The 23,973-nt window shown below is 49.0% G+C and carries 12 protein-coding genes; 11 read left to right on the forward strand and 1 reads right to left on the reverse strand.

All coding sequences use genetic code 11. From position 1 onward, the window contains the following. Window positions 1–180 precede the first annotated feature (180 nt). A complete protein-coding gene (locus MHI51_RS04215) occupies window positions 181–885 on the forward strand; it encodes a hypothetical protein (protein WP_076130101.1) in 705 nt (234 codons plus the stop codon). Between the two features lie 98 nt (window positions 886–983). Here the strand turns inward: MHI51_RS04215 and MHI51_RS04220 are convergent, their stop codons facing one another. Continuing rightward, a complete protein-coding gene (locus MHI51_RS04220; protein ID WP_051491363.1) occupies window positions 984–1,109 on the reverse strand; it encodes a DUF4023 domain-containing protein in 126 nt (41 codons plus the stop codon). A gap of 168 nt (window positions 1,110–1,277) precedes the next feature. Here MHI51_RS04220 and MHI51_RS04225 point away from each other — a divergent pair, with 168 nt between their 5' ends. The 10 genes from MHI51_RS04225 (at window position 1,278) to MHI51_RS04270 (ending at window position 23,956) form a co-directional block, all read left to right on the forward strand. Then, window positions 1,278–5,612, forward strand: coding sequence for an S-layer homology domain-containing protein (locus MHI51_RS04225; RefSeq protein WP_405173621.1), 4,335 nt, complete (start codon window positions 1,278–1,280; stop codon window positions 5,610–5,612). 320 nt (window positions 5,613–5,932) lie between these two features. Further along, on the forward strand, window positions 5,933–6,187 hold the full coding sequence (locus MHI51_RS04230; protein WP_405173622.1) for a hypothetical protein: 255 nt from the start codon (window positions 5,933–5,935) through the stop codon (window positions 6,185–6,187). Window positions 6,188–6,276: 89 nt separating this feature from the next. Further along, complete coding sequence (locus tag MHI51_RS04235; protein WP_341001203.1) at window positions 6,277–11,331, forward strand: endo-beta-N-acetylglucosaminidase; 5,055 nt, start codon at window positions 6,277–6,279, stop codon at window positions 11,329–11,331. Window positions 11,332–11,509: 178 nt separating this feature from the next. Further along, the gene (locus MHI51_RS04240; protein ID WP_076208103.1) at window positions 11,510–13,333 is read left to right on the forward strand and encodes a sensor histidine kinase; all 1,824 of its coding nucleotides are present in this window, start codon (window positions 11,510–11,512) and stop codon (window positions 13,331–13,333) included. Further along, window positions 13,326–14,846, forward strand: a complete 1,521-nt coding sequence (locus tag MHI51_RS04245) for a response regulator transcription factor (protein WP_076105357.1) — start codon at window positions 13,326–13,328, stop codon at window positions 14,844–14,846. Before MHI51_RS04240 ends, MHI51_RS04245 begins: the two co-directional genes overlap by 8 nt. Before the next feature lie 175 nt (window positions 14,847–15,021). Continuing rightward, a complete protein-coding gene (locus tag MHI51_RS04250) occupies window positions 15,022–16,524 on the forward strand; it encodes an ABC transporter substrate-binding protein (RefSeq protein ID WP_076130103.1) in 1,503 nt (500 codons plus the stop codon). Window positions 16,525–16,648: 124 nt separating this feature from the next. Next, the gene (locus MHI51_RS04255) at window positions 16,649–17,554 is read left to right on the forward strand and encodes a sugar ABC transporter permease (protein ID WP_282579979.1); all 906 of its coding nucleotides are present in this window, start codon (window positions 16,649–16,651) and stop codon (window positions 17,552–17,554) included. Between the two features lie 24 nt (window positions 17,555–17,578). Beyond that, complete coding sequence (locus MHI51_RS04260) at window positions 17,579–18,502, forward strand: carbohydrate ABC transporter permease (protein WP_036684927.1); 924 nt, start codon at window positions 17,579–17,581, stop codon at window positions 18,500–18,502. Next, window positions 18,499–20,793 carry a glycoside hydrolase family 3 N-terminal domain-containing protein gene (locus tag MHI51_RS04265; RefSeq protein WP_076306724.1) on the forward strand — a complete coding sequence of 765 codons (2,295 nt, stop codon included), beginning with the start codon at window positions 18,499–18,501 and terminating at the stop codon, window positions 20,791–20,793. Before MHI51_RS04260 ends, MHI51_RS04265 begins: the two co-directional genes overlap by 4 nt. Before the next feature lie 4 nt (window positions 20,794–20,797). After that, window positions 20,798–23,956 (forward strand): alpha-mannosidase, encoded by a 3,159-nt coding sequence (locus MHI51_RS04270; RefSeq protein ID WP_405173623.1) that lies wholly within the window; start codon window positions 20,798–20,800, stop codon window positions 23,954–23,956. The last annotated feature ends 17 nt before the right edge of the window (window positions 23,957–23,973 follow it).

Raw genomic sequence — 23,973 nt, forward strand, 5'->3', positions numbered from 1 at the left:
CAGCAATCCGTTAAATCCTTATGGGATAAGCGGGTTGCTGTTTTTCTTATACAAACCAGAGCTCCAGATGAATAGTTTCTTTACAAATTGGGTACAAGTTAAATACAACTTAGAGACATATTCCTTTAAAACTTGAGCTAAAGTAAAAACCGAGATTGATCTTCTAAGGAGGCATAACATATGAAAAGTAAAAAGTTCATTATAGCAACGATGGTATTTGGGATGGCAATTACAGGTTCGGCTGGTGTGTACGCAGGAACTAAGCTGCAAAAAATCACAGCATACCTCAATCACAGCATTGGATTTAAAGTGAATGGTGCAGCTTATACGCCTGTTGATAATAAAGGTAACACATTAGCTCCGATTACTTATAACAATACAACCTATCTTCCTGTACGTGCCTTGGCTGATGTGTTGAAGGTGCCAGTGACTTTTGATGCGGCAGCGAATCAGGTCATTCTGGGTACTGGAACTGTGGTGCCGGATAAAGATACATTAACACCAGTACAGTACAGCAACGCTCAAAAAGAACAAATTTCTAAAGCTTTTGCAAATTTCGATGGGTTTAAAACGGTTTATGCACCAGCACAAATGGTGAGTGGAGACGCTTTTCAAAAAGCAGCTAGCTCTGAAGATGGAGTGTACTTTTTGTTCGACCATATGAGGGTGAACGTTTCTCCACGTGACTACTCCTATGATTACAAAGGCGATACCGTAAAGCTTTCCAATGGTACAGAAGCTAAGTGGTACAGCCCTACCAGCGATTCATTGTTTTTGACCTATAAACTGGATGATCGTTTTGTGACGATTAGTTCTCCAGACAAGGCTTTGAGCAAGGCGCAATTAGAGAAGGTAGCAGTGAATGTGGTGAAATGGAGTAAATAACTCCTTTAAAAGCAAAGCTCAATTTACAAAAAGTAAAGCAGCAAGTCACTCCGATCCGGGAGGGCTTGCTGCTTTTTTTGTTTTCGTGTCTGCGTGTTCTATTTACTGTGCTGTTTATTAGGCAGCTTTTGGCTTGGTGTTCCTTTACCGTGATTCTGTTTGTTCTTTTCTGCTTTCTTCTGGGTGTCGTGTACTTTGTCTACAAAAGCCTGAGTATCGTCCATGTTTGTCCTCCTTGATCATAACCTTGCCGTTACTGTAACCACTTTTGCCTGATTAAATACACAAGCCGTTTTTACAAACTAGTGGATCAATCCGTACATTGTGAAAATATTTAGTAGTTACTATGAATGGATGCAAGCATTTCATAATAACAGTAAGGGAGACTGATTATGAACAGGTTATTAAAACAAGCAGTATCCATGACACTAGCCTTTGTTATGGTACTGGGACTTACATTTACAGGAATGCCAGCTTTTGCAGAAGACAGCAATGAGGATGCTGGATTACTGCAATTACAAACGCTAGAGCCAATTACACTACTGGCGGGCAATTCTACATGGAAATATCTAGATAACGGAACGGATCAAGGTTCGGTATGGCGGTCTGTTTACGATGATTCTACATGGGCATCAGGCCAAGCGCCGCTTGGTTATAAAGATTCTGGGGCCGGAGTCAGCAGCAAGCAATTTGGTGCTCTGAATACAAACATAAGCTACGGCACGGATAAAAAGAAGAAATATCGTACTTCCTATTTCCGGACAAATGTAACTGTGAATAAGGAAGAAATTACGAAATCGGATAAAGTATTAGGTAATTTTGCATTTGATGACGGAGTAGTGCTGTATCTGAATGGTGCAGAAATCTACCGCGAGGCTATGCCAGCTGGTGAAATCGACTATCAGACACTTAGTACAACTAATGGCAGTGATCCAAATGAGTATACAAAGGTTGATCTAACGGAAATCGTAAAAGCCAATCTGAAGGATGGAAGTAATGAGCTTTCAGCTGAAGTTCACCAGACGGGCGACACTAGCTCTGACCTTTATTGGGATATGAGCCTGATTGCTTATCCTGTAGTGGAGACAGTAGAACCTGGAGTTGGGAAGCCTGATTCTATCGCAATTACTTTTAATGGCAACCCGCAGACTAGTATGGGATTCAACTGGTATGCACCTGAAAGTGTGACTGGCACCAAACTGGAAGTAGTAGAAGCTTCTAAATTGGAGAATGGCCAGTTTCCTGCGGCAGACGCTCAATCTTATGAAGGGACATCCGTTACAACTAGTGTGTATATGACAAAAGCGGATAAATCAGCTAAAAAACCAGTTGTGCTAACCAGCCATAAGGTAATAGCGGATCATCTGCAGCCGGGAACGGAATATGCTTACCGTGCTGGGGATGGACAAGCTGATAACTGGAGCGACGTAGGAACTTTTAAGACAGAAGGCTCCAGTAATCAGGCTTATAAATTCTTATATACAACGGATTCCCAAGGAACAACTGAAGAAGATTTTGATATCTGGAATCATACCCTTCAAGAAGGATTAGCTAAATTCCCGGAAAGTGAGTTTATCCTGAATTCTGGTGATTTGGTGGATAACGGTGATATTGAGGAGCAATGGGGATGGTTTTTCAATAAGCCTAAGGATATTTTAGCGAATATTCCGTTGGTTCCTTTGGTAGGCAACCATGAAAGTAAAAACTATAGCAATTATAGCTCTCATTTTAATTTGCCGAACGTATCGAATACAGGTGCGAAACCTGATGGTTCTGTATATTCTTTTGACTACGGTTCAGCACACTTTATGGTAATTAATACAGAATATTATGGTGCAAGCTCAAATCTTGAGAATAACGAAATTTACAATAAACAAGTGGAGTGGCTTCGTAGCGAAGCGGCAAAAAGCAATCAGAAATGGAAGGTTGTGCTTCTGCATAAATCTCCTTATTCCGTTGCCAATCACACCAATGATACAGATGTACTCTTTTACAGAGCGCAATTAACGAAGGTGTTTGATGAGCTTGGCATTGACATGGTAATTGGCGGGCATGACCACACCTTTGCTAGAAGCTATCAAATGTACAACAACAAGCCATTGACGGATATTGTTCCGGACTCAAACGGAGTAGTAACTGATCCTAAAGGTACTTTATATCTGATTACAAATGCAGCGGGCAATAAGAAATACAACGTAGCTTCAGGAACATTCCCTTTTGCAGCTAAATACGGACAGCCTGGTAAGGAAATGTTCACGGGGATGACGGTAACGAATGATGAGCTTTCTTACGAAGCCTACACCACAACAACTGGTGGTTCTACAGATTTGTATGATAACTACAGCATTCATAAATCGGAAGTAGCAGTTAAACCTGTGCAAAATGCAAAGGCTACTGCAGCAGATGGTGGTAAAATAACGTTGACTTGGGATGCGCCAGCTTCCGGTGCACCAGTGTCTGGATATCGTATTTATGAGCAAAATGATCTGGTATCGGCAAATTGGACGGTCAGTGTTCCTAATGAAGAAGGTAAAGCCTCTTATACTTACACTGTAGAAAATACTAATCCAAACCAAACCTATCAATTTGTTATCAAAGCTGTAAGTGAAAGAACAAATTCAGAAGCTGCTATCGCTTCAACGGATTCGATTAAAAAAGTTACAGTTACCTTTAATGGTGACCCAGTGAGTGCAAAAGGCTTCACTTGGTACACAGCGTTGAAGTCTACTGGAAATGATCTGCAGGTTGTAGAAAATACGGGCGTTACTCCAGACTTTGCTAAGGCTGCTGAGTTTACAGGACGTTCGGCGGTTTCCAGAAATTCAAAGGATGAATTAGTTCATAAAGCGGAAGCTTCGGGCCTGAAAGCTGATACAAAATACTACTTCCGTGTAGGGGATAAAGCACTAGGCCTGTGGAGTGCAGTGGGAACTTTTGAAACTGCCGCTAAGACAGGAGCATTTACTTTTATCGATTTGGCTGATACACAGGCTAAGACCGAAGATGAAGCGATTCTTTCCGGTGAAACGATGGCAAAAGCACTTACGACGTTCCCGAATGCTGAGTTTGTGGCGATTAACGGAGATATCGTGGATACCGGAACTAATGAATCCCAATGGAATTGGCTGCTTGGTCATTCGCAAGACACCCTACTTAACACGACAATCGTGCCAGTAGCAGGGAATCATGAGGATAAGGCAAATGCCTTCTATGAGCACTACAATATTAAGGAAGCACCGGGCTCCGCAACAGAAACAGGAGCTTATTATTCCTATGACTACAGCAATGCTCACTTTGTAGTCCTGAATACAAATGAGAATTCCGATGAATTTGCTAACTTCAGTCAAGCACAGTTGGATTGGATGAAGGCTGACGTAAAAGCAGCGAAAGCTGCTGGTGCGAAATGGATTATCGTAGCTATGCATAAAGGTCCATACACAACCTCTAACCATGCTACTGACAAAGACATTATGGGTACAAATGGAGAAAGAGCGAAGGTTGCTCCAATGATGGCTGAACTGGGCATTGACTTGGTTCTTCAAGGCCACGACCATATTTATGCCCGGACCAAGCCAATTAAAGCTGATGGAACTGCGGCAGACACAGTGAAGATCAAGGAAAGCTTCAATGGTCAAACTGTAGAGTACACAGTAAATCCAGATGGAACGATCTATCTGATCCCGGCTACAGCGGGAGCGAAGGTTTACTACAAGAACATGAAACCAGAATTGGGAGATGCGTATTATAATCTCTTCGAAGTAGCAAATGAGAATACAGCAGCTAAATACGGACCGGACCCAAGTGATGCTACGCGTCCCAAACGCGGTCAAGTTCAGACCTTTGTAGGTATTACTGTAGATGCTGGTAAATTAACAGCTGTATCTTATGAGATCGATCAGAATATTAATGATGCTAAACCATACGTTCTGGAAGAGTTCGGTATTATTAAGGAAGCAGATCCTGAAGTAAACCCAACACCAGAACCGACAACAACGCCGACAACGGAACCAACAACAGCGCCGACAACGGAACCGACAACGGCGCCAACGACAGCACCAACAACAGGATCATCAACAGGACCAGTGGCAACAACAAAACCGACAGCAACGCCAACGCCAACAGTAGCACCAACAGCTACACCAGCACCAACAACGGTGCCTACACCAACCGCAACACCAGTAGTCAAACCATCATTGACGGATACTGGCAGCCATTGGGCAGCAGCGGCTATTGAGAAAGCAGCAGCAGGGGGCTTCGTTAGCGGTTATCCGGATAATACTTTCCGTCCTAATCAGAAAGTAAATCGGGTTGAATTTATCACTATGCTGGCTCGTGCCCTGCAATTGCCAGACAGTGGTAGTACTTCAAGCTTTAAAGATTCAGCGAAGATTCCGGCATGGGCTAAGTCTTTTGTAGCTCAGGCAGTAGCTTTGCAAATTATCAGCGGCTATGATGATGGTACCTTCCGTCCTACGCAGGAGCTTACTCGCACTGAATTAGCAGTTATGGTTGTTAGGGCTCTGGGTATTACAGTAGATCCAAAAGCGACCTTAACCTTCAATGATGCTAAGGATGTACCCGCATGGGCAGTGCCATATATTGCAGCAGCAGCAGAAGCGGGCATTGTGAATGGGATAGGACAAAATCGTTTCGCACCTAACCAGGTAGCGTCCCGGGCCGAAGCAGTAACAATCATTCTGAACTTGCTGGAGAAGCAAGGAAAGTAACTAAATCGGATGGTTTGAAAAAAGATTGCCTCAAGGTCATCGTTGATGACGGAGAGGCAATCTTTTTTTCGTAGCTGGGTAGTGTGAGGGAGGAGGCGATACGGTGGTGTGGCGGAAAAGAGAAGCAAAAGAGATTACACTCCTTCATCCTCTTTATATTTTCAACCAACATATGTTTAACGACCCACTCATTGCCAGGATATCGAGCCCTGATAGCACGATAATCTTTAATTTATCCAGCATATCTTTAATTTTGCGGCTATTTGTAAGGAAAGATCTGGGTTAGATTAGGGTGGACTAATCAAAGTAAGGCAGGAGGGTTGCCAACAAAATTGAATGCGCTTGCACGACCGGGGTTGAATACAGAATGTGCCTGCACGAACGGGGTTGAATACAGAATCTGTAGGCAGAAGAGAGTAGAAGTAGAAGTAGAAGTAGAAGTAGAAGTAGAAGTAGAAGTAGAAGTAGAAGTAGAAGTAGAAGTAGAAGTAGAAGTAGAAGTAGAAGTAGAAGTAGAAGTAGAAGTAGAAGTAGAAGAGGGGAGGAGCAGCAGAGGGACGGGACAACAGAAGTAATCTACTTGCTGTTCGGCGACATACACAGCACACATTACGCTTCATGGATGAGAGTAACCGAAACAACTACAGGACGAGGAGAGTGGAAAATGAACCTTCACACCGGTAAAAAGGCGCGTCGTAAGCTGACATCAGCTGTTCTGGCGGCAGCTTTGCTAGTTTCAGGACTTCCCCTAACGGCTTACGCCGGCGATACGTGGCCTTTTACAGGAGACAGTGCGCCGGGTGCCAATCAGCCTAATGTACATGGATATACGAGCAGCCATATTGCGAACTGGAGTCCGGCAACCGATCCGGATGCAGAGCTGTTGAGATCGCGGGTGCCGCTGCAGAAGCGGAATGCCCCATTTGCTGCAACCCAAGCTAACCCAGCGCTTAGCGCAGATACACAGATGATCAACGTTGCTGGCGACTACGGGAATGCTTTTATTGAGAACGCGCCGTATACGAACAAGTTTGCGCAGTATCATTTTAACTTTTGGCAATATATCGATTACTACTCCTACTGGCATGGTACAGCGACTGCGTATACCCCGCCGGAATATTATGATGAATTGGCCCAGAAGGACTGGCAGCAAAAATGGTTCGAATTCGGCATGCTGAACATCCCGAACCCTACCTACACCGATGCAGCGCATAAGAACGGCGTGTTGTCATTGGCGGGGATCTTTTTTTCCAATAATGACCGTGGACAGCAGACGTACAAACAAATGATAGTTAAAGATGAGAATGGTAATTTTCCGGTGGCGGATAAACTGATCGAGATGGCCGGGTATTTCGGGTTTGACGGTTATTTTGTAAATCAGGAAGAGATGAATCCGAATGTAGCGACCCAGGATATCCCCGATTACATCGCGTTTATGAAGGTGCTGCAAGAGGGCGGCCTGTATGTACAGTGGTACGACTCGCTGAACACCAATACCGGTGCTAATACGTTCGCCCGGACGATTAATGATACCAATATCTCCTTTTTAGTGGATAAAAGCACCAAGGAACCCGTCTCCAATTCGTTTTTCTTCGACTACGGGGCTGGCAATACACAGATTACCAACGCGGCTAGTTACTTAAGCAATCTGAATGCCAGTCTGGGAACAAGCTACAACTTGTTTGAAGTTGGTTTTGCAGGGCTGGAAGCAGGCCGTGACCGGTTCAAGTCCGTTAACGGAACAGCGTTGATGAACAAGCTGGATAGCAATGGCTTGCCGCGGCTCAGCTTGGCTACACTCGGTGCGGACTTTGTTCATGCCGGTCTGGATGAGGACATGAACCTGTCTTACCCGGTCTCGCACAGATCCGAAAATGACTACCAATGGATGACAAAACTGCGTGAGCAGCTATGGTGGTCAGGCCCGAACGTGGACCCTAAGAATACGGTCAAATCGGCAACCAATACCGTTGCCGATGTTTATGCCGACAACCGTTACTGGCCGGGAATCTCGTCCGTCATTGCGGAGCGTTCGGTGATTAAGGACAAGAACTTTTACACCAATTTTAACACTGGACAGGGCTTGTCCTATTCCGTGAACGGTGAAGTATCGAACCCGGATGAGTGGTCTAATATGAGCCTGCAGGATATCCCAGTGACTTGGCAGTGGTGGCAGGATACTGCTGGCAATAAGCTTACTGTAGATTTTGATTATGGACCGGAGTACAACCTTGCGAGTACAAACCGTTACAACTATGAGCAGATCGGTGCGTATAACGGTGGCAGTTCACTGGTGGTGAACGGCAATCTGAATGCGAAGAACTTCTTGCGTCTGTACAAAACAGAGCTGGAGGTCAATGGCAACTCCAAGCTTTCGATCAGCTTCAACAAGCCATCTGCCACAGATGCTTCGGCGATGGCAGTAGGACTCATCCTGGCTGATGATCCGAATACCGTCGTAGAGGTCGCTGTTCCAAACAGTGGTCAGCACTCGGACGGTTGGTTGACAAAGGAGCTGGACCTCAGTGCATACGCAGGTCATAATATTGCAGCCCTTGGACTGGTCTTCGATCCCGGGCAAGGAACAGCGTCCACCTACCAGATGAACGTCGGACAACTGCGCGTTTATGACGGGTCTGCCGTAAAGCCCGCAGCTCCTGCGGAATTAGCAGTTGCGGAAGCTTTTACAGATACAGGTGAGATGGTTGTGAAGTGGAAGCTAGATCCCGATTACACTAAGATCAAGCAATATAATGTGTACGTGAATGATGTATTTATGGGCGGCAAATACGATGAGGTGTTCTACCTGAAGCATCTCCCGGTGAAATCCGGAACCCTTAAAGTGGTTGCAGTGGGTGCGGATGGAGTGGAGGGTGAAGCGGCAACGCTGGCTTTTGATCTGGATGCGGCGGTTTCCGGAGTGAAGGTGGATTCAAGTCCGGACGGGGAGTTGACAGTGAACTGGACGAACTCCGCCCAAGCCTCCGGTGACATTACCGTTCGAGTGCAGTCTTTGAATTGGATTACGACATCCGAACCGGTGTCACAGCAAGTGGTTGTCCCGGCAGGTGCAAGCACTGCGCTGTTCACGGGGATGCCGGTAAACGGCGATGATTACATTGTCACCGTTACCGCAGGCAACACCGATCCAGTCTCGGTCAGCGGCCAGTTCATCGACACGGTTGCGGAACCTTACGCGGAAGAATGGTCCTGGACGGACGGTAAGCTGAATCTGCCGATGCCGAATACCAGAGACTGGCGGTATATGTATGTGTATGAGGATGGGAATGCAAAATCTTTTGCCACAACGTATAGCTCTGGCAATAAGCCGATGATTATCCGTGGACGGACAACTAAGGCGAGCTTAAGCTTCACCTCGTCGGCAAAAGTTGTGCATGTGGTGATGGAGGATTATGCAGGCAACCGCTCCAAACCTGTCTATCTGAAAGGAAGCTATCCCGTTCTCTTTGATGCTAATGGGGGTGAACCAGCAAATACTGTGGCCGAGGCTGTGTATGGCACTTTGCTGATGGAGCCTACAGGCATTGCCAGAGAGGGTTATGACCTGGAAGGCTGGTACATTGGAGAAGGAGAAGATGCGCGAAGATGGAATTTTGCCGAAGATCTAATAACCGGTGAGCTGAACTTGCAAGCGAAGTGGGCCTTGCAAGTTCCAAAGGTGCAGATCGTAGGGGAAGGCTCCTTCCGTGAAAATACGTCCGCGACACTAACGGCAGTTGCCACTGGCGCTGGGCAGCTGACTTATGCCTGGTATGCGGACACAGGCAGCGGTTATGGAGATGCGTTGGGAGTGTCCGCCTCCTATACTATCCCTGCTTTGACTACCGGGATGGATGGCAATAAGTACAAGGTCATCGTCACCAATGAATCTGGTGACAGCAGTGAAGCAGAGTACACAATTAACTTAACTCCGGCTGAAGCACCATGGGAAGCACCTGATTTCATAACCGATCTTCCTTCTGCACTTGATGTCATTACTGGTGAAGAAGTGAAGCTGTTCATACAGATACGCGGGGATGTGGAATCGGTTCGCTGGGAGACGAAGGCAGCAACCGCAGAGGAATGGACTGTGGCGGAGAGCGTGACTTCGGCGGTATACGCATTTACTGCTTCTGAAACAGACAGCGGTACGCAGTTCCGTGTGGTTCTGACTGGAAAAGAGGGAACGGAGCCTTCAACAAGAACCGGTAATGAACTTACGGTGACAGTACATCCGGCACCCGATGCGCCAATTATCACCTCTAATAGTGTAGATAAGAATCCGGCAGTTGTAGGTGATAAGGTGTCTTTTGCCGTAGTAGCTTCTGCAGTTTATGGCGAGTTAAGCTACCAATGGTTGAAAGACGGGCAGGCCATTGAAGGTGCTGTGGAGCGTAATTATACGATTCCTTCTGCAAAAGAAACAGACAGCGGCGAGTACACGGCCGTAGTCACCAACACCAAAATACTGAATGGCCACCCTTACACGGCTGTTCAAAAGAGCGGAATTATTAATTTCAAGGTCCACAATACTCCTGTATCTACACCGCAGCCGACATCGGCTCCAGGGACAGGTACGGGAACTGGTGGAACGACTCCGGCAGCGACAGCAACGCCGCTTCCAATTCCGACTAGTGCAACATTGACGGTTTCAGCAAGTACACTCAGTGCACCTACTGAGAACGGCAAAGTGACGGTAAAGGTGCCGGCAGGCGTTACAGCTATCGAGCTGCCTGTAAATGCAGGTGAGTTGCTAGGGATCCGTCAACTTGAATTGTCCGCTTCGGGAACCACACTTGGTATTGCGCCGGAATTGCTGGTGCAATTGAAGGCTCTACTTAATGAAGCCCAAGCTTCAGGCAGCAAGATTCAGGTGAAGCTCAGCCCGGAGACTTTGAACATGAGCACACTGAAAGCAGAGCGTGGGGTGGTCTTGCGGGGTACGGGTATGACGTTTGATCTGAGCATCATCGCGGGGAATGGCACATCTAGCCGTCTTCCAAGCTTCAGCAAACCAGTAACCTTACAATGGAGTGCAACAAATACGGATTATAATACTAATTTGCTTGGTTTATATGCTATTGCTGAAGGGGGTTCGCTTACCTATCTCGGCGGAGTGTACGCGAATGGCTTCCTGCAAGGGGAGTTTAGCGGAACAGGCAGGCTGGCTGTGCTGGAGTACAATAAATCCTTCGCTGATGTACCGTCTACTCACTGGGCTGCGGACACTATCCGCCAGCTGGCGGCTAAACATCTGGTACAAGGCACTTCCGAAAATGGATTTGAACCCGCCCGCAGGATTACAAGAGCGGAATTTGTGAAGCTGCTGGCTGGCGTGCTGGGACTGCAAGATCAGGCGGAATTGAAATTTAGTGATGTGCCTTCTGGTGTCTGGTATGAGCAGGACCTGGCGCGTCTGGTCCGGGCAGGTATTGTAGGCGGACGCACTGCTGAGCACTTCGATCCGAGTGCGAACATCAGCCGCCAGGAGATTGTCACTATGCTAATGCGTGCCTATGTACTGGAGCATGGAGCGCTTCAGTCATCAGCCCCGGCAACATTCACCGATTCCGGTGAGGTAGCAGCCTGGGCGGCAGACAGCGTGAATGCTGCTTCATCACTGGGTCTGGTGAATGGCCGCACGGACGGGAAGTTTGTTCCCGGTGGCTTGGCGACCCGTGCCGAGGCTGCGCAGTTCATCTTGAATTACATCCGGTAGATTATATAGCCTCACCACGGTCTGCCCAAGGAGCCCTTTGCTCCATGGGCAGACTGTCTTTGCTTGGCGGAGGATTGCAAGCTTTTACCAGCCACAGGCAGGAAGCACCTCATGCTATACTTTATTCATAATGACAAGCAGCGAAGCTTAGTCTTCCCCCTGCTGTAGGAGGTTGCTGATGTTTCCGGGGAAATTGTACAGAAAGTATCTGAAGAATAATCTGTTTATGAAAATCATCCTGCTCTTCTCAGTCATTGCCGTGGTCACCATTATCACCTTCTCCTACCTGATGTTCTTGCTCATGTCTCAGGCTGTAGTGCAGCGGCAGATGGAGATTCAGAAACGTACCGTGGAGAGCATCAACAGCTATATTGAGCAGAAATATGACTCTGTACAGTCTATGATGCGGGACGTGTACCGGGACACGGAGCTGACTGCTAATACGTCGTATTTGCTGGAGCATCCGTATGAAGATTACGTGAGGTACCGGCTGGACCGCTATTTCAACGAAAGTAATGCTACGACGGATACCGTGCAGTTTTTTCGCAATCAAGTTGAAGATGATCCTGATATCCGCAGTTTAATGCTCTACAGTGCAGCTGAACAGCAGCTGTATGTCTATAATGACCAAGGCAAATTTCAGATTATTTCCACTAATGCAGCCCACTCTTTCGTACCGGATGCGCTGTATCTGGAGGAGGAAGGCAGTGTCACCGCTCCAAACACTTGGGTCAGTCAGGCGATCTCATCTCCGGAGGGGCCGATGTTTACGGTTCGTACCCCGGTCAATAACAAGATATCACTTCGCAACATTGGTCAGCTTCTAGTCTATTTTGATGCCAGCGAGGTCTGGGGGAGTATGGGCAATTATAAGGATGACTTCAAGGGAAAGATTCTGGTGCTGGCAGCGGATGGGGATGTGTTATTTGATACCTCGGGCACCTATTATGGAAAGCGCTATCCTTATCCCGAGCAGATGAATTCTGCCTATACAGATGGTGAAGAAGTCGGCGGGATGATCATTACTAAGCAGACTCACACCCAAGGCGGATTTACTGTGTTGAGTGCTGTACCTAAGCAGGAATTAGCCGCCACTTATAGGGGATTGCGGAACATGATCTTCATTATCTGCTTGATCTGCCTGTTGTTTGCGATTATTACGCCCACTTTATTTATCAATAATTTTGCCAGACGGACTCATAAAATTATCAAGTTCACCCGCAAAGTGAAAAACGGTGACCTGGATGCCCGGATTACCGATGTCAGAGAAGACGAGCTGGGGCAGATCTCCAAGAGTTTCAACGACATGCTGGATGAGCTGAATCTTCATATAGACCGTGTGTTCAAGGCTGAAATCAAGCAAAAGCATACCGAAATCGCCGCGCTTGAAGCCAGGGTAAATCCACATTTTCTCTACAATACCTTGGAGGTGATCCGAATGAGGGCAATCTCTCAAGGAGCTTCAGATGTCGGGGAGATGATCTACAGCTTGTCGGTGTTGTTCAAAAGCTATGTTCACCAGAAACCCAAGCATACGATGAAGGATGAACTAGAGGCCTGCCGTTTATATCTGGAGCTGTTCCGCATCCGTTATAAGGATAAATTCTCTTATACAATGGAATGCGGGAAAGAGCTTACCGGAAGAGTTGTACTCAAAATGTCGCTGCAGCCTATCATTGAAAACTACATTCTACATGGGATGCGCGTGGACAAGAATGATAATCACATCAGTGTGGCTGTGGCCAAGGATGGCCAATATTTGCGTGCGGTAGTTACAGACAATGGGCGGGGGATTGCGCCGGACAGATTGGTCCAGCTCAAAGAAGGTCTTTTGCAGCCAGATGAACAATCGGAATCATTCGGCCTGCGCAGTATTCATGAACGTTTGAAGCTGCTTTATGGCAGTGAGTATGGCATTGAATTACAAAGCGAAGCGGGTACCGGCACAACCGTGACTGTGTATTTTCCCGATCTGGGAGAGGATGATCCAAACCATGTATAAAATTTTCATTGTGGACGACGAGCCTTTTATTATCGAAGGATTATATGACATTGTGGATTGGGCAGCACTGGGGATGGAGATTGTCGGCCACGCCGAGAACGGACAGGAAGCGCTGGAGTCGTTGCGGTTTGTTCCAGCGGATATTCTGATTACGGATATTTCCATGCCGCTGATGAACGGGCTGGATCTGATCCGGGCTGTGCGGGAGATTCAGCCGGAGATCAAAGTTGTTATCCTCAGCGGCTATGATGAGTTCGGTTATCTTAAGGAAGGAATGGCGCTCGGCATTGAAAATTATCTGCTCAAGCCTATTAATTTGCAAGAGTTCCGGGCAACATTAGTGACTGCCGCCGAGAAGCTGGGTGTCTCCCGTCAAGAGAGTCAATTCAATGCGCATAGTATTTCCATTCTGCGCGATAATGTGATGTACCGCTGGCTGCGGTGCCAGATTGGGCCTAAGGAATTCAGTGAACGGACTGATTTTCTGGGACTTAGACTAGATAAGCCGCTGGTGCAGGTAGCCCTGCTTCGCCCTGAACAGGACGCTGCCGAGTTATTTCAGGCGGTGGAAGAGGTTGTAGGCGGTAACCCGTCTTTGATTGCATTCCGGGATATGGATGGAGATACCGTGCTGCTGCATCTGCTTAGTGAGTATCAGCAGGGTAAAGAAGCGGTGGAAAGGCTTCATGCGCAGCTGCTGTTATCCCTAACTGGCGGTCCGCCAATGCGTCTGTCCGTAGGAACGGTGGAGGAGATGGAGGAGGCGGCGGCTCAGAGTTATGCCCATGCAAAGATGACTCAGGAATATTTCATGCTGTTTCCAGAGCGGAATTTGCTGCATTATGAGGAAGTTCAGGACAGGCATGAGGTTGCCGTCCAAGGTATGCCGCTGAATTGGGAAGATGATCTCAAGCTGATTATGGCGAAGGATAAGGAAGCGCTGCTGGTGCGGATCCAGGATCATTTTGAGCAGCTGCGGCGGATGGAGGGGATTACACCTGTGCTGCTGCAAGGCATTGCCATGGAATGGTTGATCCGCTTCAAGATGCAGCTGCAGGAGATTCGTCATGTGGAAGAACCGGAGCTTTTCGCAGACGGTTTTGGCCTCATTCGCTCTACAGTTTCCATAAATGAACTGACTCAGATTATTCAGGAAGCCGCTACCATTACGGTAGACGCCTTAGTTCGGGACGTAAAGAGTCCAGTCGTGCAGCAGGTGCTGAATTATATCCATGAGTCCTACAATGAAGATGTGTCACTGAAGACCCTCGGTGCCCAATACCATATTCACCCGGTGTATTTGGGACAGCTGTTCCATAAAGAGGTGAATGAGTCATTCACCGAATATATCAATAAATACCGGATTGAGAAGGCGAAGGAGCTGCTGCGGAATACCTCACTTAAAGTTCATGAAATCGCTCTCAAAGTAGGCTATTGGGAGACCGGCTATTTTTACAAACAATTTAAGAAGCATGTCGGGATATCTCCTACGGAGTACAAAGGGCTTGTCTAGCGGACCCCCGCTGCAAGCTTTTTCTTTATTTTCTACATGATTTATTTAGTTTAGCTTCTGTTTGAAAATGCTTTCATAAATTACAGTAAAGATAGTCCTTGAAGGAGAAAGCTGCTGGTTTAATTCCGGATTAGGCCAGCGATCTTGAGGTAAACAAAGGGGAGGTTATACAGGAATGGGCAACAACAAAAGAAAAAGGTTTTCCCTGTTACTGACATCACTTATGGCATTCTCGCTTGCGCTCAGCGCATGTGGCGGCGATTCAAACAACGCGGCAACTAACAGTTCAGGAGCGGGCGGCGACGGTGCATCATCCGAGAAACCGGTCGAACTGATCTGGTACACGATCGGCGGACCGCAGAAGGATCTGGACCGTGTCGTGGAAGAAGTCAATAAGTACACTAAAGAGAAGATAAATGTCACCCTGAAGATGAATATGATTGATTTTGGCGATTATACACAAAAAATGCAGGTTAAAGTAGCCGCTGGTGAACCCATGGACATTCTCTTTACATGCTCCTGGGCGTTCGATTATGTGCAAAATGCCCGCAAAGGCGCTTTTATGGAATTGGACAGCCTGCTTAATGAATATGGAAAAGGCATCGTGGACACGATTGATCCGGCGTTCCTGGAAGGCTCCAAGGTAGATGGACATAATTATGCCGTACCTGCCAACAAAGAGCTTCCGGCGCAAGAAGTTTGGCGCTTCAATAAAGAGCTGCTCGACAAATATAACCTCGACATTTCCGGGGTGAACACAATGGAAAGCATTGAACCACTGCTGAAGACGATCAAAGAGAATGAACCGGGCATCACGCCTTACGCTATGGTGAAGGATTTCATGCCAGTGCTGCCGTTCGACTACATCATTGAAAAGATGCCAATGGCTGTTTATATGGACACGAAGGATTACAAGATCGTGAACATTCTGGAAACACCTGAACTCAAAAGCACTCTTGAAACCGTTCGCAAATATTACAAGGCAGGTTATATCTCGCCGGAAGTAGCAACTACAACTTCGGTGGATGATCTCTATAAATCTTCGAACTGGTTCATGGATCGTGCGGCTACCCAGCCGATGGCGGACAATCTGTGGTCGGCAAGCTACGGCTATCCTGTAGTTTCCACGCCAGCTGGCAAACCTTACATTTATAACTGGTCCGTTATGGGTTCGATGCAAGCCATCTCGGCTAACTCCGCATATCCGGAGAAAGCGATGGAGTTCCTGAACCTGCTCAACACCGATCCGGTGCTGCGCAACATGATTGACTCCGGAATCGAAGGCGTGCACTACGAGAAGACCGGTGAGAATTCTATGAAGAACCTGGATGAATCCAAGAACTATGACATGCCAACCTTCTCGCTGGGCAATATCATGATCAACTATTTGAACGAGGGTGACCCTGAGAACAAATGGGAAGAGTTCAAAAAGTTTAATGAATCCGGTGTGAATGCACCGCTGCTTGGTTTTAACTTCGACACTTCCAAGGTGACCACTGAAATCGCTGCGGTTCAGAACGTAAAAGAAGAATACTGGTCACCACTGATGACTGGAACCGTTGATCCTGACGAGTATCTACCGAAAGCTATTGAGAAATTCAAGGCAGCTGGTTTGGACAAAATTATCGCTGAAGCGCAATCGCAAATTGATGCCTGGAAAGCGTCCAACAACAAGTAAAACATCAACGTAAGAGAAGATCGGGGCAGGGGCGTGGCCTCTGGACCCGGTCTTTTTTTGAAATATAAGGACATACAGGAGGGATCTAAGTGTGAAGACAATCAGCGGATTTATAAAAAATATTATGAATAACAAGATTATGCTGCTCATGGTTTTACCAGGTGCGCTTTGGTTTCTCTTTTTCTCTTACCTGCCGATGATAGGGACGATTATTGCATTCAAAGAATACCGCTTTAGCCGCGACGGCTTCTGGGCGAGTATTATCAACAGCAAATGGGTGGGGTTAGACAACTTCAAGTTTTTGTTTACCACCAATGACGCGTACATTATTACCCGCAACACCTTGCTCTACAATGGAGCATTTATCCTGCTTGGCTTGATCTTGTCGGTTCTGATGGCGATTGTGCTGTCCGAGATTGTGAACAAGAAGCTGGCCAAAGTGTATCAGACCGGCATGTTCCTGCCCTACTTCCTGTCATGGGTCGTTGTCGGCTATTTTGCATTTAGTTTCCTGAGCTCCGAACGCGGGATGCTGAACCAGATCATGGGCTTTTTTGGCGCAGAGTCAATTCAGTGGTATTCGGAAAAAGCCTACTGGCCGTTCATCCTGATCCTAGTCTATCTGTGGAAAGCAGTTGGTTACAACAGCGTAGTTTATCTCGCAGCTATTATGGGGATCGACAAGTCGCTGTATGAAGCGGCGATGATCGACGGAGCTAGTAAGTTCCAACAGATTCGCAATATTACACTGCCGTTGCTGAGTCCAATTATCACGATCATGACCCTGCTGGCCATCGGTAAAATCTTCTACGCCGACTTCGGTCTCTTTTACCAGGTGCCTCGTAATTCCGGTACGCTCTACAGTGTCACGAATGTTATTGATACCTATGTCTATCAAGGCCTCAAAACAACGGGTGAGATTGGTATGAGCACTGCCGCAGGTCTGTATCAATCGGTTGTCGGCTTTACGCTAGTCATGACCTCCAACTATATTGTCCGCAAATACAACAAGGATAGCGCTTTGTTCTAGAACCTCATGAAAGGAGTGGGCCATATGTCTTCCATTACTAAGACTAAAAAAGAACGTGATTTCCACCATCTCTCGACGCCCTGGAATATCACTTTTAATCTGATAGCCGGCATCTTTGCGTTTCTGTGCGTGTTTCCGTTTCTGTTCGTCGTGATCATCTCCTTCACCGATGAGGTGGCGCTGGCGCGGGATGGCTATAAGCTGATTCCGGCAAAATGGAGTCTCGGCGCATACCGTTATGTGTTTGAATCAGGAGATATGCTGCTGCGTTCTTATGGTGTGACGATTTTTGTAACGGTGATAGGGACGATTATCAGCCTTTTGTTTATCGCTTTTTATGCGTATGCCATTTCCCGGAAAAGCTTCCGTTACCGCAATTTTTTCTCGTTCTTCGCGTTTTTTACCATGCTGTTCAACGGTGGACTTGTGCCGACTTATATTATCGTTACGCAGTTTCTAAGCCTGAAGGATACGATCTGGGCGCTGATTTTGCCGCTGGCGGTGAATGCTTTTTACATTATGATTCTGCGCACCTTCTACAGCACGAGTGTGCCTGATGCCATTATCGAATCCGGTAAAATCGACGGGGCGGGCGAGTTCCGTATCTTCCTGAAATTGGTGTTGCCTTTATCACTGCCCGGTCTGGCTACGATTGCTTTGTTCAGCACCCTCGGCTATTGGAATGACTGGTTCAATGCGCTGCTGTACATCGACAACCCGAATTTAGTCCCGCTGCAATCGATGCTGATGCGGATCGAGACCAGTATGCAGTTTATTTTGCAGAACTCCCAGAACAGTTCGCTAAGTCTGGAAGCTCTTCGCTCCATGCCGCAGGATACATCGCGGATGGCGATGGTCGTGCTGGCGACAGGGCCGATTATTTTTGCCTATCCGTTCTTCCAGCGTTATTTCATTCAAGGTCTTACCGTAGGGGCTGTTAAGGAATGAGTTATACAAACCCGAATTTACCTGCTGAAGAACGGGCGGAGCATCTGCTCGGACTGATGACTTTGGAAGAGAAGGCCGGTCAGCTGATTCAGCCTTTTGGCTGGCAGGCCTATGAACATAGAGACGGTAAGATGACCTTGACAGAAAGCTTCAAGGAGAAGGTTGCCGGGGGCGGCGTTGGTTCGCTTTACGGGATGTTGCGCGCTGACCCGTGGACCGGTGTGACGCTGGCTACTGGCCTGTCTCCGCGTGAAGGTGCGGAAGCGGTGAATACGCTCCAGCGGTATGTGCTGGAGCATTCGCGGCTGGGCATTCCGGTATTGATCGGCGAGGAATGCTCGCATGGCCACATGGCGATCGGGGCCACCGTATTCCCGGTGCCCCTGTCGCTCGGCAGCTCCTGGAATGTAGAGCTGTATCGTGAGGTCTGCCGCGCCGTAGCGCTGGAGACACGCAGTCAGGGCGGCGCGGTTACGTATTCGCCGGTGCTGGATGTGGTGCGCGATCCCCGCTGGGGCCGCACCGAGGAGTGCTTCGGCGAGGACGCTTACCTGATCAGCGAGATGGCGGTTGCGGCTGTTGAAGGTCTGCAGGGGGAATCCTTGCAGAGCGGCGGCAGCGTGGGGGCTACGCTGAAGCATTTTGTGGGATACGGCAGCTCAGAAGGCGGCCGGAATGCCGGGCCTGTGCACATGGGCTGGCGTGAACTGCTGGAAGTGGATCTGCTGCCCTTCAAAAAAGCGGTCGAAGCGGGTGCAGTCTCCATTATGCCTGCTTATAACGAAATAGACGGCGTGCCTTGCACGACAAATACAGAGCTACTAGAGGATATACTCCGCGAAGCATGGGGGTTTGAGGGTCTAATCATTACCGACTGCGGAGCTATAGAGATGCTGGCCTCTGGCCATGATGTGGCTGAAGATGGCATGGATGCAGCAGTGCAGTCACTGGAAGCCGGCATCGACATGGAGATGTCCGGGGAAATGTACGGCAAATACCTGGTGGATGCCGTTCGTGAAGGCAAGCTGGACCCGGCACTGCTGGATCGTGCGGTCCGCCGTGTGCTGACGCTCAAGTTCAGGCTGGGCCTGTTCGAGCAGCCATTCGCTGATCCCGATGCGGCTGAACGCGTCATCGGCAGCAAAGCGCATCAAGAGCTGGCCCGGCAAGTGGCGGGCGAGAGCATCATCCTGCTGAAAAATGAAGCAGGTGTGCTGCCATTGTCCAAGACCGCCGGCACGATCGCCGTCATTGGCCCTAACGCCGATGCCGGGTATAACCAGCTCGGCGATTATACCTCACCGCAGCCTCCGGCTAAGGTAGCGACCGTGCTCAGCGGCATCCGCAGCAAGCTGGCTGCAGAGCCGGAGCGGGTGCTCTATGCACCGGGCTGCCGGATCAAAGGCGATTCGCGCGAAGGTTTTGAAGCCGCGCTCGCTTGTGCAGAGCAGGCTGATACCGTTGTTATGGTCGTCGGCGGCTCCAGTGCACGCGATTTCGGGGAAGGCAGTATCGATCTCAAGACAGGCGCGTCCAAGGTGACGGAGAATGCCTGGAATGATATGGACTGCGGCGAAGGCATTGACCGGGTGTCATTGACCCTGTCGGGAGTGCAGCTGGAACTGATCCAGCAGGTTCATCAGCTCGGCAAACCTGTGATTGTTGTTTATATTAACGGCCGTCCGGTGAGTGAGCCTTGGATTGACGAGCATGTACATGCCATTCTGGAAGCCTGGTATCCAGGCCAAGAAGGCGGGCACGCTGTTGCGGATATCCTGTTCGGCGATGTGAACCCGTCCGGGAAGCTGACTGTATCCGTGCCGAAGCATGTGGGCCAGCTCCCGGTCTATTACAACGGTAAACGTTCCCGTGGCAAAAGATATCTGGAGGCCGATTCCCAGCCTCAATATCCGTTCGGCTTCGGGCTTAGCTACACTGAATTTACGTACTCCGGGTTGAAGGTGGAGCCGGAAGTAATTGCGGCTGGGGAGACGGCTACAGTTTCCGTGGACGTTCAGAATACAGGAGACCGTGAAGGCGCAGAGGTGGTGCAACTGTACATTTCCGATGTCGCCAGTAAGGTCACCCGTCCCGCCAGGGAATTGAAGGCTTTTGACAAAATCAAGTTGGCTCCGGGTGAGAAGCAAACCGTGTTGTTCACGGTAGGGCCGGAGCAATTGCAATATATCGGACCGGATTTAAGACCTGTTGTAGAGCCAGGAGCGTTTAAAGTGCTGGTGGGTAAGCATGTAAATGATACACTGAGCACCGATTTGACGGTGAGGGGGTAAAGACATGGAACGCATTAAACGCTTCATCCGCGAGCTCTCCGAGCAGCAATGGCTAGAGGTGCAGGAATTGCGCGATTGGGAGATTTTGTCCTCGGTGTATCAATTGCCGGGACAGTATGACAAGCTGCAGCCTTATAAGGACGGCAGCAATTATGATCTGTTCCCGAGTGTGCAAGGAACGACCTATTTCTTCCGCCGTACTTTGGAGATTCCGGCTAACTGGCTGCCGGGCCACATCGGGTTGATTTTTGCTTCAGGTGGGGAAGGGCTGCTGCGGGTGAACGGTGAATCGCGGCAAGGACTCGACCGCAATCATACCTTTGTGACCCTGACAGGTGATCCATCTGGCCGTCCGTTGGACCTGGAAATCGAACTCTTCGATCCGGTCCCCGAGCCGGTGGACCCATTAAATCAACAGGCGGTGATCCAGCCGCCGATTCGGATGATCCACAGCCAGCTGGTGCTGGTGAATAGACCTGTGCAGAGTCTAATGTACACGGCAGTAGTGATTCGCGATTCGGCAATTCTGCTGCCTGAGCAGGACCAGCGCCGTAAGCGGATGCTGGAAGCTTTGTATGTGGCAATGGATCAATTCGTTGGCCTTACCACGCAGGAGATCCGCGAGGGTGGTGAGATTTCGCGAATCGAGCAGAAGCTGCGGGGCAGAGTCGGGGAGATCGGCGGTCATGCCGAAGGAACAATCCACATGGTGGGCCAGTCCCATATCGATATTGCCTGGCTGTGGCCTGCGCGCGAGACCGTGCGCAAGACGAGCCGGACGTTCTCGACGGTGAATGCCCTGATGGACGAATATCCTGACTATCAATATGCGCAGAGCCAGCCGCTGCTGTTCGAATATTTGAAAGACAATGACCCGGTACTCTATGAGAAGGTCAAGGCACGCATCCGTGAAGGACGCTGGGAACTGGTCGGCGGGATGTGGATCGAACCGGATCTGAACATTCCGAGCGGAGAATCGTTGATGCGGCAAATGCTATATGGTCAACGCTTTTATCTCGAAGAGTTCGGGCGCACCTCGCAGATTGAGTGGCTGCCGGATACCTTCGGCTACTGCGCTTCTCTGCCGCAGATTCTGCAGCATGGTGGCATCAAATATTTTATGACCACCAAGCTGGGCTGGAATGACACAAATGTCTTCCCTTACGATCTGTTCCATTGGGTCGGCATTGACGGCACGCCGATGTTGTCTTACCTGAATCATGGGGTCAATGAGAATACGCTGCCCAAAGATATTCATGAACACTATCAGTCCTTCCGTGAAAAAGATAAACATAATGAGCAGATGCTGCTCTATGGGCATGGTGACGGCGGCGGCGGGGTCACCCGCGAGATGCTGGAATATATCCAGCGTGCCGAGCTAATGGTCGGCCAGCCGGAGAGTAAATACAGTAATGCCGCGGATTTCTTCGCGGGCATTACGCGCAGTCAGCCGCAGCTGCCGCAGTGGCGGGGCGATCTGTATCTGGAGCTGCACCGCGGCACCTACACCACGCACGGCCGCAACAAGCGGAACAACCGCAAGGCGGAAGTGTTGTACCGTGAAGCGGAGCTGTGGCAGACATTAGCTTCGCCGCAGCTGGACACGAAGCAACATACCGTAGTTGCCGGGCAGCTGCATCAGGGCTGGAAGCTGATTTTAATGAACCAGTTCCATGATATTATTCCGGGCTCGGCGATTACCGAAGCATACGAGACCTCGGAGAAGGAGTACGCAGAGGTGTTTGAGCTTGGCCGTGTTGCGCTTCAGCCGGGGCTTGCGGCATTGGCCGGGAACATTAACACGTCAGGCGAGGGTACACCTTACATTGTTTTTAATGGTTTGGGTTGGACGCGGGATGCCGTGGTCGAACTTGCTCTCAGCGAAGAAGTAGCCGCCAGCGGAAACTTTGCGGTGTATGGCGAGGATAACGTACTGCTGGAAGCAGATGTCCTGACGGAGGAGGCAGCAGTTTCTGGTGTCTCGGTTCTCGTTCCTGAGATTCCGGCCTTTGGCTACAAAACAATCTGGATTCGTGATCTGTCTCAGAACACATCCGATGAAAGTAATGTAGAATCTGCCGCTGCTGAACATAATCAAACTGCTGTAGGAGCTGTTCCCTTCGGCGACCGTTGGGAGACGGACTATTATCGTATTACCTTTAACGAGCGGGGAGAAGTCACCAGTCTTTTTGATAAAAAAGGAAACCGGGAGATCGTAAAATCCGGTGAGCCGGCGAACCGCTTCCACTTTTTCCATGACCGTCCGACGCTTTGGGATGCCTGGGACATTGACAACCGTTATGAAGCCCAACCCGCCGGGGAGGCTGAACTTATAGAAAAGGCAGTGGTCCGCACTGGTGCGGTGCAGGATATTTTGCGCTTCCGCTGGAAGCTGGGCCAATCCGAGATTACTCAGGATATGATTCTACATCACCATAATCCCCGGATTGATTTCCAGACGCATGTGAGCTGGAACGAAGCCCATAAGCTGCTTAAGGTAGGGTTTCCGATTGATGTTGTGACGGATAAGGCGACTTACGAGATTCCATTTGGTGCGCTGGAACGTCCGACCCACCGCAACACCAGCTGGGAGCAGGCGCAGTATGAGGTTTGCGGGCATCGTTTTGCCGATGTATCGGAACGTGGATATGGCGTCAGTCTGCTGAATGATTGCAAATACGGCTATGACATCCAAGGCAGTACCATTCGTTTGTCGCTCCTGCGCGCGCCGAAATGGCCGGATGCTACTGCGGATCTCGGCGAGCACGACTTCACCTATTCGCTATATCCGCACCGTGGGGATTGGCGGGAGGCTCATACTGTTCGCCGTGCAGCAGAGCTAAATCATGAGCTGTATACTTTTGCCGCTTCATCAACACAGGGGCAGCTGCCGCCAACAGGCTCATTTATTGGATTCTCCGGTGAACATGTGGTGCTGGATACGATTAAGCCATCCGAGGACGGGCAGGGGACTGTTCTCCGTTTCTACGAATCCTCGGGAGGCCGTGAGCAGGTTCAGCTCAAATGGCAGCATCCAGTTCAGAGCGTCTACCTGTCCAATGCTCTGGAAGAGCAGCTGGAACTGATCGAACATACGGCTGGCGGTGAATTGGAACTTCACTTTGCCCCTTACGAGATCAAAACAATTTACATCAGAAATTAAATAATCACATCACAGAT

Origin of the sequence: Paenibacillus sp. FSL H8-0260, from assembly GCF_045040625.1 — a bacterium.
GTDB lineage: Bacteria > Bacillota > Bacilli > Paenibacillales > Paenibacillaceae > Paenibacillus_AQ > Paenibacillus_AQ odorifer.

Coding starts and splice junctions, on each gene's coding strand:
- MHI51_RS04215 (WP_076130101.1), top strand. CDS start 181: ATGAAAAGTAAAAAGTTCATTATAGCAACGATGGTATTTGGGATGGCA.
- MHI51_RS04220 (WP_051491363.1), bottom strand. CDS start 1,109: ATGGACGATACTCAGGCTTTTGTAGACAAAGTACACGACACCCAGAAG.
- MHI51_RS04225 (WP_405173621.1), top strand. CDS start 1,278: ATGAACAGGTTATTAAAACAAGCAGTATCCATGACACTAGCCTTTGTT.
- MHI51_RS04235 (WP_341001203.1), top strand. CDS start 6,277: ATGAACCTTCACACCGGTAAAAAGGCGCGTCGTAAGCTGACATCAGCT.
- MHI51_RS04240 (WP_076208103.1), top strand. CDS start 11,510: ATGTTTCCGGGGAAATTGTACAGAAAGTATCTGAAGAATAATCTGTTT.
- MHI51_RS04245 (WP_076105357.1), top strand. CDS start 13,326: ATGTATAAAATTTTCATTGTGGACGACGAGCCTTTTATTATCGAAGGA.
- MHI51_RS04250 (WP_076130103.1), top strand. CDS start 15,022: ATGGGCAACAACAAAAGAAAAAGGTTTTCCCTGTTACTGACATCACTT.
- MHI51_RS04255 (WP_282579979.1), top strand. CDS start 16,649: ATGAATAACAAGATTATGCTGCTCATGGTTTTACCAGGTGCGCTTTGG.
- MHI51_RS04260 (WP_036684927.1), top strand. CDS start 17,579: ATGTCTTCCATTACTAAGACTAAAAAAGAACGTGATTTCCACCATCTC.
- MHI51_RS04265 (WP_076306724.1), top strand. CDS start 18,499: ATGAGTTATACAAACCCGAATTTACCTGCTGAAGAACGGGCGGAGCAT.
- MHI51_RS04270 (WP_405173623.1), top strand. CDS start 20,798: ATGGAACGCATTAAACGCTTCATCCGCGAGCTCTCCGAGCAGCAATGG.